This is a genomic window from Myxococcus sp. AS-1-15 (genome assembly GCF_020037055.1).
Taxonomy (GTDB): Bacteria; Myxococcota; Myxococcia; order Myxococcales; family Myxococcaceae; genus Myxococcus; species Myxococcus fulvus.
In genome coordinates this window covers 38,994-53,787 of the sequence record NZ_JAIQDF010000002.1, presented here as the reverse complement: position 1 = coordinate 53,787, position 14,794 = coordinate 38,994, and the positions used below count along the sequence as shown (strand labels likewise).

General features: G+C 70.7%; 12 protein-coding genes. 7 read left to right on the top strand and 5 right to left on the bottom strand.

From position 1 onward, the window contains the following. Window positions 1-2 precede the first annotated feature (2 nt). Entirely contained in the window at window positions 3-1,508 is a 1,506-nt protein-coding gene (locus tag K8625_RS05780) for a M91 family zinc metallopeptidase (RefSeq protein WP_223782092.1), read from the bottom strand. Between the two features lie 808 nt (window positions 1,509-2,316). After that, complete coding sequence (locus K8625_RS05775) at window positions 2,317-3,837, bottom strand: M91 family zinc metallopeptidase (RefSeq protein ID WP_223782091.1); 1,521 nt, start codon at window positions 3,835-3,837, stop codon at window positions 2,317-2,319. A gap of 363 nt (window positions 3,838-4,200) precedes the next feature. Between K8625_RS05775 and K8625_RS05770 the strand changes: the two genes are divergently transcribed. After that, complete coding sequence (locus K8625_RS05770; protein ID WP_223782090.1) at window positions 4,201-5,640, top strand: VWA domain-containing protein; 1,440 nt, start codon at window positions 4,201-4,203, stop codon at window positions 5,638-5,640. Window positions 5,641-5,658: 18 nt separating this feature from the next. Further along, window positions 5,659-6,798 (top strand): hypothetical protein, encoded by a 1,140-nt coding sequence (locus tag K8625_RS05765; protein WP_223782089.1) that lies wholly within the window; start codon window positions 5,659-5,661, stop codon window positions 6,796-6,798. 10 nt (window positions 6,799-6,808) lie between these two features. On the opposite strand, the gene K8625_RS05760 is transcribed toward K8625_RS05765, so the two are convergent. Then, entirely contained in the window at window positions 6,809-7,093 is a 285-nt protein-coding gene (locus K8625_RS05760) for a hypothetical protein (protein ID WP_223782088.1), read from the bottom strand. Window positions 7,094-7,452: 359 nt separating this feature from the next. Between K8625_RS05760 and K8625_RS05755 the strand changes: the two genes are divergently transcribed. After that, window positions 7,453-8,247: a sterol desaturase family protein gene (locus tag K8625_RS05755; RefSeq protein WP_223782087.1), complete on the top strand. Its 795-nt coding sequence runs from the start codon at window positions 7,453-7,455 to the stop codon at window positions 8,245-8,247. Window positions 8,248-8,359: 112 nt separating this feature from the next. On the opposite strand, the gene K8625_RS05750 is transcribed toward K8625_RS05755, so the two are convergent. Further along, window positions 8,360-9,046 (bottom strand): hypothetical protein, encoded by a 687-nt coding sequence (locus tag K8625_RS05750; protein WP_223752074.1) that lies wholly within the window; start codon window positions 9,044-9,046, stop codon window positions 8,360-8,362. Window positions 9,047-9,110: 64 nt separating this feature from the next. Then, entirely contained in the window at window positions 9,111-10,043 is a 933-nt protein-coding gene (locus tag K8625_RS05745; protein ID WP_223782086.1) for a hypothetical protein, read from the bottom strand. A gap of 403 nt (window positions 10,044-10,446) precedes the next feature. Here K8625_RS05745 and K8625_RS05740 point away from each other — a divergent pair, with 403 nt between their 5' ends. The 4 genes from K8625_RS05740 to K8625_RS05725 all read left to right on the top strand — a co-directional run bounded on the left by K8625_RS05740 (window position 10,447) and on the right by K8625_RS05725 (window position 14,788). Continuing rightward, window positions 10,447-10,848 carry a BlaI/MecI/CopY family transcriptional regulator gene (locus K8625_RS05740; RefSeq protein ID WP_046710388.1) on the top strand — a complete coding sequence of 134 codons (402 nt, stop codon included), beginning with the start codon at window positions 10,447-10,449 and terminating at the stop codon, window positions 10,846-10,848. Then, window positions 10,845-12,845, top strand: coding sequence for a M56 family metallopeptidase (locus K8625_RS05735; protein WP_223782085.1), 2,001 nt, complete (start codon window positions 10,845-10,847; stop codon window positions 12,843-12,845). Before K8625_RS05740 ends, K8625_RS05735 begins: the two co-directional genes overlap by 4 nt. A gap of 155 nt (window positions 12,846-13,000) precedes the next feature. Beyond that, entirely contained in the window at window positions 13,001-14,164 is a 1,164-nt protein-coding gene (locus K8625_RS05730) for a 4-hydroxy-3-methylbut-2-enyl diphosphate reductase (protein ID WP_223782084.1), read from the top strand. Between the two features lie 177 nt (window positions 14,165-14,341). After that, window positions 14,342-14,788 carry a fibril protein gene (locus tag K8625_RS05725; RefSeq protein ID WP_223752078.1) on the top strand — a complete coding sequence of 149 codons (447 nt, stop codon included), beginning with the start codon at window positions 14,342-14,344 and terminating at the stop codon, window positions 14,786-14,788. The last annotated feature ends 6 nt before the right edge of the window (window positions 14,789-14,794 follow it).

The following is a 14,794-nucleotide window of genomic DNA, read 5'->3' as shown; positions in this document are numbered from 1 at the left end:
GACTAGTAGCGCGGGCGGGTGGGCAGGTTCAGCTCGTCGCGCAGGACGTTCTCACCCGGGCGGCCCGGCTGCACCACGTCCGGCGTGGCCGGGTTCTGGTCCAGGTCGATGGGCAGGCCCACCGCGGACGTCTCGCGGTTGTTGACGCCGTTCTTCTCGCCGCGCGCCAGCGTGCCATTGGCGTAGTCGGACGCGTGCACCAGCTCGTGGAACAGGGCCACGATGGGAGGACGGGTCATCCACTCCTCGCCGCCGAGCGAGGTGCGCGTGGTGTTGTAGTTCACCGTGCCGTCGGTGCCCTTGCCCGGCGTGCCGTCCGTGTTGAACCAGGCATCATCGCGGTTGGCGGGAGACGCGGAGTTGCCGCTGGTGGTCTCCTTGATGGTCGTCGAGTGGCCGCTGTCGTCCAGCGTGCGCAGCAGGTCCTGGCCCGACGGCAGCGAGCGCATCGCGTCCAGGTCCGACTGCGTGCGCGCCTGGAAGTCTGCGCTGCCCTCCACCGTCACGGAGCGGCCGCGCTGGCTCGCGTCCGTCATGTCGACGATGGTCCGCTCGCTCGCGGCGCCGTCGGTGGTCTCGTTCTCCTCGACGTAGAGCTTGTCGTCGCCGGCATCGCCGCTGACGGTGTCCGCGCCCTCGCCGCCGGCCACCGCGTCGTTGCCTTCACCGCCGCTCAGCCGGTCATTGCCACGGCCGCCGATGACCTGGTCATCGCCCGCGCCGCCCGTGGCCGTGTCGTCACCCGCGCCACCGTCGATGTAGTCACGGCCTTCGCCGCCGTTGAGCAAGTCGTTGCCGTCCAGGCCGTAGAGCACATCGCGGCCCGCGCCACCCTGCACCAGGTCGTCGCCCGCGCCACCCTCCACGTAGTCGTCGCCGTCGTCACCCGACACCGAGTCGTTGCCCGTGCCGCCGATGATGGTGTCGTTGCCCGCGCCACCGCGGATGGTGTCGTGACCCGCGCCACCCGTCAGCTTGTCGTTGCCCTCGCCACCGTCCAGCGTCACGTCCACCGTGACGTTCTTGTCCACGGTGATGGAGTCGTTACCCGCGCCGCCGTTGATGATGGCGTTCTTCGACTGCTCCGGCGACAGCGTCACCGTGTCCGAGCCGGACTTGATGACCAGCCCGCCACTCTTGTTCATCGTCACCGTCGCGGTGTTGTTCCCCGCGCCCAGGTCCACCACCGTCTGACCGTTCGCGTTCGTGCTCACCTGCGGCGCCGTGGCCGAGCCCGCGGCCTGCTTCACCTTCTCCGCGATCTTCGCGATGGCCTTGCCCAGTCCACCACCAGGGCCAGGAGGGGGCGCGCCCTCGAAGTCGCTGCCACCGGTGCGGGACGGGGTGCTCGCGCGCGTCGGAGCCGCGTCGAAGCCGTCCTTCATCCGCTGGTCCACCGCCGTCTTCACCACGTTGGGACGCTGGGCCGGCTGCTTCGCCGTCTCCTGCTTCGGCTCGGGCTTCACGTACGAGGTGCTGCGCGAACCGGTCTTCCCAATCGTGGACATGCGGCTTCTCCCTGAGGCGGCCCGTGCCTGTGAGGCGGACCAACGCCGAACTCCTTGATTATCGGGACCTCAGGACGCCAGTTGCTTCGAGGCCCGGGGCTGGGAGCGGATCACTCGTTCCATGGGGGCACGGGACCGAGTCGCTGGCGCGCGACGCGTCCGCGTCGCACAAAGAGCCTGTTGTTCCAGGAGGTTGGCGGAGGGGAGTGCGAATCAACCCAGCACACGCCCCCCTGCCTCACGTCGACGCGGCGCCAGAGGCGAGTGCTCGAGCAGAGCCCCCTCGTGGAGCAGGCGCATCCCTGCGCGCAGCCCTGAATCGGCGTCGACACGGCCCCTGAGGCGAGTGCGCGAGCGGAGCGCGCCCTCAACCAGGAGCAGGCACGTCCCTGCGCGCAGCCCTGAATCCATGTTGATGCGGCGATGGAAGCGCGTGCTCCCGCATGGAGCAAGAGCATCCCTGCGCGCAGCCCTGAATCGGCGTCGACACGGCCCCTGAGGCGAGTGCGCGAGCGGAGCGCGCCCTCAACCAGGAGCAGGCACGTCCCTGCGCGCAGCCCTGAATCCACGTCGGCACGACGCTGGAGGCGCGCGCCCAAGCAGAGGCCCAACGTGGAACAGGCGCATCCTGCGCGCGGCCCTGAATCCACGTCGGCACCACGCCGAAGGCACGTGCATGTGCGGAGCACGCCCAACGTGGAACAGGCGCATCCTGCGCGCAGCCCTGAATCCACGTCGGCACCACGCCGGAGGCGGGGCGCCCTCGGAGGCCCCCCGCCAGCATCGGCGGCTCACATCGAAGCGCGGCTTAGTAGTGCGGACGGGTGGGCAGGTTCAGCTCGTCGCGCAGGACGTTCTCACCCGGGCGGCCCGGCTGCACCACGTCCGGCGTGGCCGGGTTCTGGTCCAGGTCGATGGGCAGACCCACCGCCGAGGTCTCCAGGTTGCGCACGCCGTCCTTCGAGCCGTTCGCCAGCGTGCCGTTCGCGATGTCGGACGCGTGCACCAGCTCGTGGAACAGACCGACGATCGGGGGACGGTTCATCCACTCGTCGCCACCGAGCGAGATGCGCGTGGTGTTGTAGTTCACCGACGCATCCGAGCCCTTGCCCGGCGTGCCGTCCGCGTTGAAGAAGCCATCGTTGAAGTTGGTGCCCGACGCCGTGTTGCCACCGGACGTCTCGCGAATCGTCGTCGAGCGGCCGCTCTTGTCCAGCGTGCCCAGCAGCTCCTGGCCCGACGGCAGCGAGCGCATCGCGTCCAGGTCCGACTGCACGCGCGCCTGGAACTCCGGCGAGCCCTCCACCTTCACCGAGCTGCCGCGCTGGTCCGCGTCCGTCATGTCGACGATGGTCCGCTCGCCCTCGGCCGCGTCCGCCGTCTCCTCGCCCTCCTCGACGTAGAGCTTGTCGTCGCCGGCGTTGCCACTGACGGTGTCCTTGCCCGCGCCGCCCGCCACCGCGTCGTTGCCCTCGCCACCCGACAGGGTGTCGTCGCCGCGGCCACCGATGACCTGGTCATCGCCAGCGCCGCCCGTGGCCGTGTCATCGCCCGCGCCCGCGTCGATGTAGTCGCGGCCCTCGCCGCCGTTGAGCAAGTCGTTGCCGTCCAGGCCGTAGAGCACGTCGCGGCCCGCGCCGCCCTGCACCAGGTCGTCGCCCGCGCCACCCTCCACGTAGTCGTCGCCGTCGTCACCGGACACCGAGTCGTTGCCCGTGCCGCCGATGATGGTGTCGTTGCCCGCGCCACCGCGGATGGTGTCGTGACCCGCGCCACCCGTCAGCTTGTCGTTGCCCTCGCCACCGTCCAGCGTCACGTCCACCGTGACGTTCTTGTCCACGGTGATGGAGTCGTTACCCGCGCCGCCGTTGATGATGGCGTTCTTCGACTGCTCCGGCGACAGCGTCACCGTGTCCGAGCCGGACTTGATGACCAGCCCGCCACTCTTGTTCATCGTCACCGTCGCGGTGTTGTTCCCCGCGCCCAGGTCCACCACCGTCTGACCGTTCGCGTTCGTGCTCACCTGCGGCGCCGTGGCCGAACCCGCGGCCTGCTTCACCTTCTCCGCGATCTTCGCGATGGCCTTGCCCAGCCCACCACCAGGGCTCGGCGGAGCGTTCTCCGTGGTGCGCGTCTCGGTGAGCACCTGCGGCCGGGACGCCGAGCCCGCGCGAGCCGGGGCCGCGTCGAAGCCGTCCTTCATCCGCTGGTCCACCGCCGTCTTCACCGCGTTGCGCTGCGCCTGGGCCGGCTGCTTCGCCGTCTCCTGCTTCGGCTCGGGCTTCACATAGGTGGGGGTGCGCGAACCCGTCTTGCCAATCGTGGACATGTCTTCCTCTCCTGGCGGGCGCGCTCCCAGTGCGGTCCCGACCCTCTGAAGTCGCGGTCGGAGAAGCTCCGACCTTCCCGATTATCGGAATCCCCGGAGAGCAGTTGCTTCGATTCTTGGTTCTCGGGAAGAAATGATGATCCGCCCCATCCTCCCCGAGCGACACCTCGGGGTCCGGATCCGCCGACTCCGGGAACCCAGCGGGGCGGTGAGGTGTCCAGCGACCCGGAATGCCTCGCGCCGCAATGTCTGACGTCTGGGTTATCGGTCATCGGGGGGACCCTCCTCCCGGTGACCGATGCGGTCCGGGGGGCGGACGGGCGAGTGTCCCCCCCGCCAAAGCCACACACCCCGAGGAACCGCATGAACCGCACCCTGCTGCTGCTGTCCGCCGCCGGATTGCTCGCCCTGGGCGCGCTCTCGCTGGGCAAGCCTCCGCCGCCGCCCGCGCCTCCTGCCCCGCCCGTCACCGACACCAGCCACACCGTGGCCCAGCCCGACGAGCCCCCCGCCACCACCCTGCTGCCGCACGTCATGTCCCTGCCGGATGACGGCGCCCTCGTCCTCTCCGGCAAGCTGTCCGGCAGCTACATCCAGACGGGCCCCAGCGAGGCCTTCGCGTGGCTGGAGGTCAAGGCCCGCCCCAACCCCACCGCCGCCCGCCGCGTCCCCGTCAACCTGGCCCTCGTCGTGGACCGCTCCGGCTCCATGAGCGGCCAGAAGCTCGCCGACGCCAGGAGCGCCGCCGTGGAGCTGGTGCGCCGCCTCACCGCCGAGGACCGGCTGGCCCTCATCCACTACGGCACCGACGTGAAGGTCCTCCCCAGCCGCCCCGTCACCGAGGCCGTCCGCCAGGAGCTGCTCTCCGCCATCGCCAACATCCGCGATGACGGCTCCACCAACATCAGCGGCGGTCTCACCGAGGCCGCCGTCGCCCTGCGCCCCCACCTGCGCGAGTACCGCGTCAGCCGCGCCATCCTCCTGAGCGACGGCCAGCCCACCACCGGCATCGTCACCGAGCCGGAGCTGTTCCACCTGACGCGCCAGCTGCGCGATGAGGGCATCACCGTCAGCGCGCTCGGCGTGGGCGAGGACTACCAGGCCTCCCTCATGCGCGGCATGGCCGAGCAGGGCGGCGGCTTCTCCGGCTTCATCGAGGACTCGGCCCGGCTGGCGGAGGTCTTCTCCCGCGAGCTGGACCAGGCCACCAGCACCGTCGCCCGTCAGGTGGAGCTGCGCCTGGAGCTGCCCCCCGTCGCCCGCGACGCGCAGGTGCTCGGCCTGCCCTCCACCCGCGAGGGCACCACCCTCAAGGTGCCGCTGTACGACCTGGCTGGCGAGCAGTCCATCCGCGTCGTCGTGAAGCTGACGCTCAACACCCAGGTCACGTCCGACGCGCTCCCGCTGCTCCAGGCCAGCGTGCGCTACATGGACGTCCCCCGCGACATGCGCGCCGAGACGAAGCTGGCCCTGTCCGCCGTCGTCACCCAGGACGCCTCGCTGGTGCGCGCCAACCTGGACCGGGAGGTGCGCGTGCACGCCGTGCGAGCGTTGGGAACCCAGCAGATGCGCGCCGCCGCGGAGGAGATGAAGCGCGGCAACCGCGGCGCCGCCATGGGTCTGTTGGGCAACGCCCGGAAGCTTTTCGGCTCGTCCGCGGACGCGCTCTCGGGGGAGCTTGCGGAGCTGGACCAGACCCAGGCAGCCTATGAGGGGGCATCGAGTGACGACGAGGTCCGCCGCGAGTCGCTGAAGCTCTACAAGAAGACCATGAAGAACTTCGGCGAGAACAACGCCTACTAGTCAGGACGGTGCAGCCCCATGGCCCTCTCCCTGCAGATCCTCCACCGCGAGGAGTTCGAGTCCCGCACCCTGCGCGCGCTGGGGGGTGGAGCGTGCATGGGCATCTTCGCCGCGCTGGCGCTGCGCCTGTGGGCCCCCTTCGAGCCCGTCGTCCGGCTCACCCTGGAGCCGGGCTACTTCGCGGTGCTGGGCGCGGCGCTCGCCGCCGCCCGGACGGCCAAGGGTGGCGGCTGGGGGCTGCGCGCGGCCCTCACCGTGCTGCCCGTCTTCCCCTTCCTCTTCTCCGCTCCGTGGCCCCTGGCCCAGAGCGTGGCGGGCTGCATCGCCGCCGCGCTGGTGACGTGGCTGGGCCATGGCCGCGAACAGCCCGGCGCGCCCGTCCCCGTCGCCCTGAGCGCCGCCGCCGCGGGTGTGCTCACCCCGGTGGGCCTGTACGTGCAGCAGGTGCTGGATGCCCACTTTCTCGGGAACACCGCGCTCGTCTCGCTGGTGGTGGGCTACGCCTGCGTGGCGCTCTTCTGGAGCACCGGCACGCTGATGTCGCACCTGGTGCTGCACACCGACGCCGTCGAGGCGCGGGGCAAGACGCTGCAGGGCACGCTCTCGGGTGAAGCCAAGGAGCTGACCACGCGCGCGCTCGGGCTGTATCAGCAGTGCAAGAGCTCCGCGCTGCGCCTGCCCGCGAGCCCCGGCCGCCAGGAGCTGCTCGGCGTGGTGGAGAAGATGGCCGCGGAGAGCTTCTCGCTCGCGGAGGCCCACGCGGGCCTCACCGCGCAGCTCGACTCCGTGGTGGCCCATGACGTGGACGCGCAGGTGAAGGAGCTTCGCGCCCGCGCCGCCGCCACCCAGGACACCGTGGCGCGACGCCAGCTGGAGCTCGCCGCGTCCTCGCTGGGCGAGGAGCTCAACCACCTGGATGCCCTGGGCCGCAAGCAGGAGCGGCTGCTCGCCCAGCTCCACGCCCAGGTGGCCCTCCTGGAGCGCGCCCGCGTGTCCTTCGTCGGCGCGCAGGGCCACGAGCTGGGCACCAAGGGGGAGCAGGCCGCGCAGCTGGCGCGCAGGCTCAAGGGCCTGGGCGAGGAGTCCGCCACGCCGCCCGCCCCCGTGGACGACGCCGCGCGGCCCGCCACCAGCGCGGCCACGCGGCTCAACAGCTAGAAGACTCGCGTCAGGAGGCTTGGCCCTTCTTCTTGCGCGCCGCCGTCCGGCGCTGCTTGGGCTTCTGCTGCTGCGCCCGCGCCCGGAAGCTGCCGGGCGGCGCGTGCAGTTCGTCCGCGATGCGACGTTCGATGGCCTCGCGAGTGTCGCGTGCCACCAGGAGCGCCGCCTCGATTTCCTCGCGAACCCGCGCCGCCTGCTCCTCGGCCGCCGCGCGGTACTCCGAGGTGGGCCGACGTAGGGCGAGCGAGCCCCGGTCCTCCCCTTCCATCGGCTGGGTGCGCCGCGTCGTCACCGCGGCCTTTCCCCGAGCCCTGCTCCCTCGCGCCTTGTCTTCCCCAGCCTTTTCCGCCATGAGGGCCTCCCCGCGCTGATCCCTTGCGTCGAACATGGGCTCCGCGCTTCCCGCCGGGAAGTCCACCGGCCGACTCGGCCCCCACCCGGGCGGGAGGGCAGGCGTCCCACCGGGGGGACGCACAGCAGCGGTGCTTCTCTTGGGCCGCAGAAAAACGTAAAAGCCGGCCGGATGATTGTGGCGCGAGCGCGCCCGGGCCCTGCTACTCACAGCGGCGCCGCATGCCCCAGGCCGGCGGGCATGGCGCGGCCCACCTGCTCCACTGCCCCCAAGGGCAGCGTCCACCTGCGAGGCATACCGTGGCGGTCAGCGCACCCTTTTCGTTCTTGAAGAACCGGAAGCACAACCTCGACCGGATGACGCTAGGCGACCTAGTCTATTCGTTCTTCACCTACTACGCCGTGCTGGCCTACATCACCGTGGGCATCGTCAGCCTGGTGTACGCGGTGAAGTGGTTCGAGAGCCCCGTGCGCACGCTGCTCTCCATGGCGGCCGCGAGCGTGGTGTTCCCGCTCGGCTGGTTCCTGGTGCACAAGCACATCCTGCACAGCCGCTTCCTCTACAAGTCGCCCCTCACCGCGGCCACGTGGAAGCGCATCCACTTCGACCACCACCAGGACCCCAATGACTTGCGCGTGCTGTTCGGCGCGCTGGCCAACGTGCTGCCCACGGTGGGCGGGGTGATGGCGCCCTTGGGCTACCTCATCGGCGGCAAGGCGGGCGCGGCGGCGGCGCTGGGCTGGGGCATGGTGATTACGTGCTTCTATGAGTTCTGCCACTGCATCCAGCACCTGAACTACACGCCGAAGCTGGGCTTCCTGAAGGACATCAAGCGCCTGCACCTGTCGCATCACTTCCACAACGAGCAGGGCAACTACGGCATCACCAACTACTTCTGGGACCGGCTCTTCGGCACCTACTACGCCAAGGCGGGGGATTTGCCCAAGAGCCCCACCGTCTTCAACCTGGGCTACACCGCCGAGGAGGCCCAGCGCTATCCGTGGGTGGACCGGCTGTCCCACGGCACGCGCGGGGACGGACACCCCAAGCGCTTCTGGCAGGGCAAGGACGGCCAGGGCACCCAGCCCGAGTAGTCCCCGAGCACGGCGACGGGCGGGACCCCACGAGGAGGACCCGCCCGTTGTCAGGGCTCACCGAAGGGCGCCGCGCCGCCGCCCTCCGGGAGCCTCGCCCCTACCGTGTCGGCTAGAACTTCACCGCGCCGGAGGGCAGCAGCAGCGTGCTGGTCTCCACCAGGCCGTTGGAGCCCGACACGGAGGTGTCCACGATGGAGCGCGACACATCCAGGTGGAGCACCGCGCGGCCACGCGTCCTCAGGTCGGACACCTTCGCCTCGAAGGTGATGGGCGCCACGCGGGCGTCGAGCTGCGAGGCCTGCACGGAGTGACGGGCGAAGTCACCCATGGCGTTGAAGAACACGGTGACCTGCACCTTGTCGACGCCGGGAGGCACCGTGAAGCGCGCGGCCAGCGGCGCGTGGATGGGGTCGGCGATCTCCAGCAGGTTCGACACCACCTGCACGTTCACCGGCTTGCCCTCGGCGGTGATGGTGACGTCGGAGATGGGCACCTTCAGCGAGGTGAAGTCCATCAGGCTCTCGCCCTTCAGGCGCAGCTCGAAGCTCTGCGTGGAGGGCGTGCCGGGGTCCTCGCCACCGGGCGTGGGGCCCGGGTCCTCGCCACCGGGCGTGGGGCCCGGGTCCTCGCCACCGGGCGTGGGGCCCTCGCCACCGGGCGTCGGGTCCTCGCCGCCGGGGACGGGCGTCTCCACGCCGGGGTCTTCATTGCCAGGGACCTGGCGGGAATCATCCCCGCCGCAGGCGGAGAACAGCAGGGCCGAGGCCCACAGGGTCGACATCAGGAACTTCTTCATGACTTGATACCTCAAAGACTTTCAGTGATTCGGATGTGTCTGGAATGGAGTGGGACGCGGCCGCTCACGGAACGGGCGGGATGCAGATCAGCCCCGTGGGAATGGTCGGGTCGATGGCGAGCGCCTCGGCCTGCTGCGGCGTCGAGGGACCGGGGTCGAACCCGGCCGGGAACGGCGTCGTCTCGCAGGAGTTGTTGTACGCGTCGAGCTGCGCCTCGAGCGTGCTCAGCTGGCTGCAGTTGACGGTGCCCAGCGCGGTGAGGATGAGCTCGAGCAGGTTGGCCGGAACCGTGGCGCCACCGAACACGCGCTGGTTGCAGGTGGCCACGAAGAGCTGACGCGCGGCGAGGAAGCGGATGCGGTCCAGCTGGCTGCGCGGCAGGTTGGTGATGGGGTAGCGAGCCGGGTCACCCCAGAGGATGCCCTCGGCGCCCGCCAGGCCCACGACGATGCCGATGCTGCCCAGCGGCACGGGCCCGCCGGCGAGGCACTGCTGCACCGCGGGGATGTGGTTCTTCCAGAAGCCCAGCGTGCGCGTCGCGTTGGCGCACACCGGCGTCGGCTCCTCACAGGAGATGCGCGCGGTGCACAGCGAGCTGCCCAGGTCGAAGCCCGCGGTGAAGGTGTTGTCGATGTTGTTGTCCGGCAGGCCGTCCAGCAGCGCCAGCGCCCGGCACTCCTCGACCGTGTCCAGGGTGACGCTGAAGTTCGACGTCACCGACGCACCCACCGGAATCACCACCGGCGGCGGCGGATTGAAGACGAACCCCTCACCCGCCAGCAACGGGTCCGTGGCCGTCAACAGGATGGACGGCAACGTCGGATGCACGTTGTTGACCTGGAAGCTGAAGTTCGCGGTGAACGGATACGTCGAGGCCGTCACCGACGCCTGACCGTTCACCAGCTTGGTGCACGTCAAATCGTGCGCCTGGGCCACTCCAGAGAACCCCACCACCGCGGCACAAGCCGCCCCCATCCAACTGCTCAACGCCTTCATGTGTCTGCCTCGTCTTTGCTTCGCGGCTCGAGCCCCGATGACCCGCGCCGGGCAGACCCTTTTTCACCGGATGTGCCACGCGCCCGACCTGTCAGGTCGCCTCCGCGGCAACGCACCCACCTCCCCCCAGTCCGACCTGCCTGGACTCGGGGGAAGCTTGCGTGGCCCTCGCGCTTCCCTCCGTGGGCAGAAATCTTCCCACCCGGAAAAACGGATTCTTCTCCTCGTGGGTAAAACCTGGGAGCAGGCAGGCGTCCCGCTGGGGAAGCTACGGCCCTTGCGCTGACGTCACCCACACCTCGGGAGTGAATCCCACCCCATGGTCGGCATCTACGAAGACCTTCGTTGACATCTACGAATCCGTTCGTATGATGGCCTCGTGGATGTTCGAAGCGAGGGAGTCATGAGCGAGGCGGTGCTGCCGCGCCCCACGGATGGCGAGCTGGCCATCCTGCGGGTGCTGTGGGAGCGAGGAGACAGCACGGTGCGGGAGGTCCATGAGGTCCTCACGCGGCGCGAGCCAGGGGACGCGGGCCCGGGCTACACGACGGTGCTGAAGCTGATGCAGATCATGACGGACAAGGGCCTGGTGGAGCGCGACGAGACGCAGCGCGCGCACGTCTACCGGGCGAAGGCGACCGAGCAGCGCACGCAGCGGCAGCTGGTGACGGACCTGGTGGAGCGCGCCTTCGGTGGCTCTCCGGCGCGGCTGGCCATGCAGGCGTTGTCCTCGCGCAAGACGAGCCCCCAGGAGCTGGCGCAGCTCCGTCAGCTGCTCGATTCCCTGGAAGGAGCGGACGAATGAGCAGCCTGGTGATGGAGTCGCTGGGGTGGGCGCTGGTGCACTCGCTCTGGCAGGGCGCGCTGGTGGCGGTGGGGCTGGCGGCGGCGCTGTTGACGGTGGGCCGTCACGCGGCGAACGCGCGTTATGCCCTGGCGTGCGGCGCGCTGGTGCTGGCCGTGGCGCTGCCGGTGGCCACGGGCGTGCGGCACGCCACGCGGGCCCGGGCCGAGCAGTCCGCGTCCTGGCGAGGCGAAGCGGCCCCGGCGTTCCAGGCGGCGCGGGCGCAGGTGATGGAGCGCGTGTCGCGGGCGCTCCGGGCCGACAGCCGGCCCGCGCTCGAGGCCGCGCGCGACCGGGGCTTCGACTGGCGCCATGCGACGCCGGCCGCGGCGCTGGCGTGGCTCTGGGAGCGCGCGAGCAAGGCCGCCCCCACGCTCTTGCGCTGGCTGGTGTTCGCGTGGGTGGCGGGCGTGGGGCTCAGCTCCGGACGGCTGACGGCGGAGTGGGTGCGGCTGCACCAGCTGGCGCGCCGCGCGCTGCCCGCGCCCCGGGAGTGGCAGGAGCGGCTGGACGCGCTGTCGGGCCGGCTGGGCCTGAAGCGCGCGGTGCGGCTGCTCCAGTCGGTGGAGGTGGACGTGCCCTCCACGGTGGGCTGGCTGTCGCCGGTGGTGCTGCTGCCCGTGTCCACGCTGTCCGGACTGCCCGCGCGGCAGCTGGAGATGGTGCTGGCGCATGAGCTGGCCCACATCCGCCGGCATGACTTCGCGGTGAACCTGGCGCAGGTGGTGGTGGAGACGCTGTTCTTCTACCACCCGGCCGTGCGGTGGATGTCCAACGTCATCCGCGTGGAGCGCGAGCACTGCTGCGACGACGTGGCCGTGGGCGCGAGCCCCAACCCGGTCTCCTACGCCCGCGCCCTCACCGCGCTGGAGACGCTGCGCGTGATGCCCGCCGTCGAAAGCCACGCCATGTCCGCCCTGGGCGGCTCGCTGCCCGAGCGCGTTCGTCGCCTCGTGTCCCCGCCCGCGTCGCGCTGCTCCTCTCGCTGGGTGGCGGGGGCCTCCGTGCTCACGCTCGTCAGCGGCCTCGCCGTCGCCGCGCCGCTGGCCTCGCTGGTGATGGCCCAGACGCCTCCGCGCACCCTCGCCATGCTCCCCGCGCCTCCCGCGCCTCCCGCTCCCGCCGCGCCTCCCGCGCCCCCCTTCCCCGCGATGGACGTGAAGGTGGACTTCGCGCCGAAGGTGAAGCTCGCGGCCGCGCCGCAGGTGAAGGTGGACTTCGAGCGTGAGGACGACGTCGACGGGAGCACCCGGGTGGGCGCGGGGCAGCCGCTCTCCGTGGACCAGCTGGTGGCGCTGAAGGTCGCCGGCGTCACGCCGGAGCGGGTGAAGGAGCTGCGCGGGATGGGCCTCGAGCCCACCGTGTCCAACCTGGTGGGCATGGGCCACGCGGGCGTCACCCCCGAGTTCGTGAAGCGGATGAACGAGGTCTTCGGCCGCAAGCTGGAGGCGGGCATGTTGGTGGAGCTGCGCCACCTGGGCGTCACGCCGGAGTACGTCGCGGCGCTCTCGGGCGCGGGCTTCGAGACGAAGAACCCGCGCGACGTGATGGACGCGCGCGCCGTGGGCGTGAGTGAGCAGTACGTCCAGGGCTTGAAGGAGGCGGGCTACTCGGGCCTGCCGCTCCAGCAGGTCATCGAGCTGCGCGCGGTGGGCGTGGACCCGGGCTTCATCAGCGCGCTGGGCAAGTCGGGGCTGACGAAGCTGACGGCGGACCAGCTCCAGGAGCTGCGCGCGGTGGGCGTCAACCCGGCGTGGCTGGAGCAGATGCGCTCGGCGGGCGTGGACACGAAGGACCCGCGGGTCCTCACCGAGCTGCGCGCGGTGGGCGTCAACCCGGACTTCCTGCGCGAGCTGAACGCCGCGGGACTGAAGAACCTCACGCCCGAGGAGCTGGTGCGCCTGCGCACCGGCGGCGTGGACGCCGAGTTCATCCGGCGCATGCGCGACACGAAGTAACACCTGTCACACCGTCACGCCGAGGTCGGAGGGCTTTCTCCCTCCGGCCTCCGGACACCCCACCGCTCATCACCGCCTTCCCACGGCGGCGTGCCCCACCCGAGGGGCGCGCGCCGGACGGGAGGGCTCCATCCTCGAATCGAAGGAGCCTCACCATGCGCCGAGCGTCGTCCTCGTGGTTGTTGTGTGTCCTCATGCTGGTGGCCAGCGCCGCGTCCGCCGCGAGCGAACTGCGCGGGACGTGGAGCGCGTCCACGCACGAGAAGTCCCCCGACAAGCTCCACCTCAACCTGAGCCACCCCGAGGACGAGCGGAAGGGACGGGGGCGGCTGGGCTTCACCGAGTCCCGCGCCTCCTTCCAGGGCCTGTCCACCGGTGACGGCCCGGCCACCTTCACCCTGCCGCGCGAGGCGGGCACGTTCGCCTTCACCGGGAGCTTCCAGGACGGCGAGGGCGCGGGCCACTACCGCTTCACCTCCAGCGATTCCTATCTCAAGGCCATGGCCTCGCTCGGTTACGCCTCGCTGACGCCGAACCAGCAGTTCCAGCTCGCCGCCACGGGCGTCACCACCCAGCGCATCAAGGACCTGGGGGCCGCGGGCTACAAGGACATCCCCGTCGAGAAGCTGCTGATGGTGGGCATCTTCGACATCACGCCCGAGTACGTGAAGGAGCTGTCGAGGCTGGGCTACGACAAGCTGGACCTGGATGAGCTGGTGCAGGGCCGCATCCACGGCGTCACGCCGCAGCGGGTGAAGGAGCTGGCGGACGCGGGCTACGCGAAGCTTTCGTGGGACGACCTCATCGCCATGAACATCCACGGCGTCACGCCCGCCTTCGTGAAGGAGATGAAGGAGCTGGGCTTCAAGGACGTGGGTCCCGAGAACATCGTCTCGCTGCGCATCCACGGCGTCAGCGCGGACTTCGCCCGGCAGATGCGCGAGCTGGGCTTCCAGGACCTCGCGGCCGACACGCTGGTCAACTTCCGCATCCACGGCGTCACGCCGGACTTCGTGAAGGAGATGCGCGGGATGGGCTTCCAGGATTTGGGCCCGGACGAGCTGGTCAACTTCCGCGTCCACGGCGTGAAGCCCGCCTTCGTGAAGGAGATGCGCGAGCTGGGCTTCGCGAAGCTCACGTCGGACGAGCTGGTCAACTTCCGCATCCACGGCGTCACGGCGGACTTCGTGAAGAAGCTGCGCGACGCGGGCTACACGAACATCACGCCGGAGGAGCTGGTGCGCCTGCGCATCCACGGCATCGACGAGACGTTCATGCGCGCCATGTCCAAGGGCGACAAGGCGAAGGGCGGGAAGTAGACGGCGCCCGGTTCTGGAAGGACCAGGGGGCGCCGGGGCCGGGGCGCTCGGGCGGGCGGGGGCCCGCCGCCAGGGCGTGGGAGCGTCGACTGGACGACGGAACGCGGGGGGAAGGCCGTGCACGCGCCGGACACCGGCCACACCTTCGCCGCGGGTGGCGTGGAGGAGGTGGGTGCAATGGTGTCACTGCGAATCGCGTGTGTCGGGTTGCTGGCGCTTTCGGCGTGTTCCTCGTCGAGGCCCTCGGTGGTGAGGGCCCCCCGGCAGGAGGCCGCGCCCGTCGCGACCTTCCCGGACGAGGGAGGCACCTACGGCTACCGCGCGGAGGACCCGGTGCGGGTGGGCTGGGGCAACCCGGGCATCCTGGCCTTCTTCGAGCTGCTGCGCGGCCCCCAGGGACAGCGCGTGGCCTGGAAGCGACTGGGGCCGTGTGATGAGGGCCCCTCGCGGGAGTACGCGGACCTGGTGATGTTCGAGGTGAGCTACGACGGGCTGGGGCTCCCGGTGCGCATGTACCTGGACCCCAACCACGGGGCGTCCATCCGCGCGCCCCGGGGCTTCACCATCGAGGGCCTGTCCTCGCGCGACACGCCCCAGACGCCCGAGGACGTCATCGAGCTGTAGTCGCGC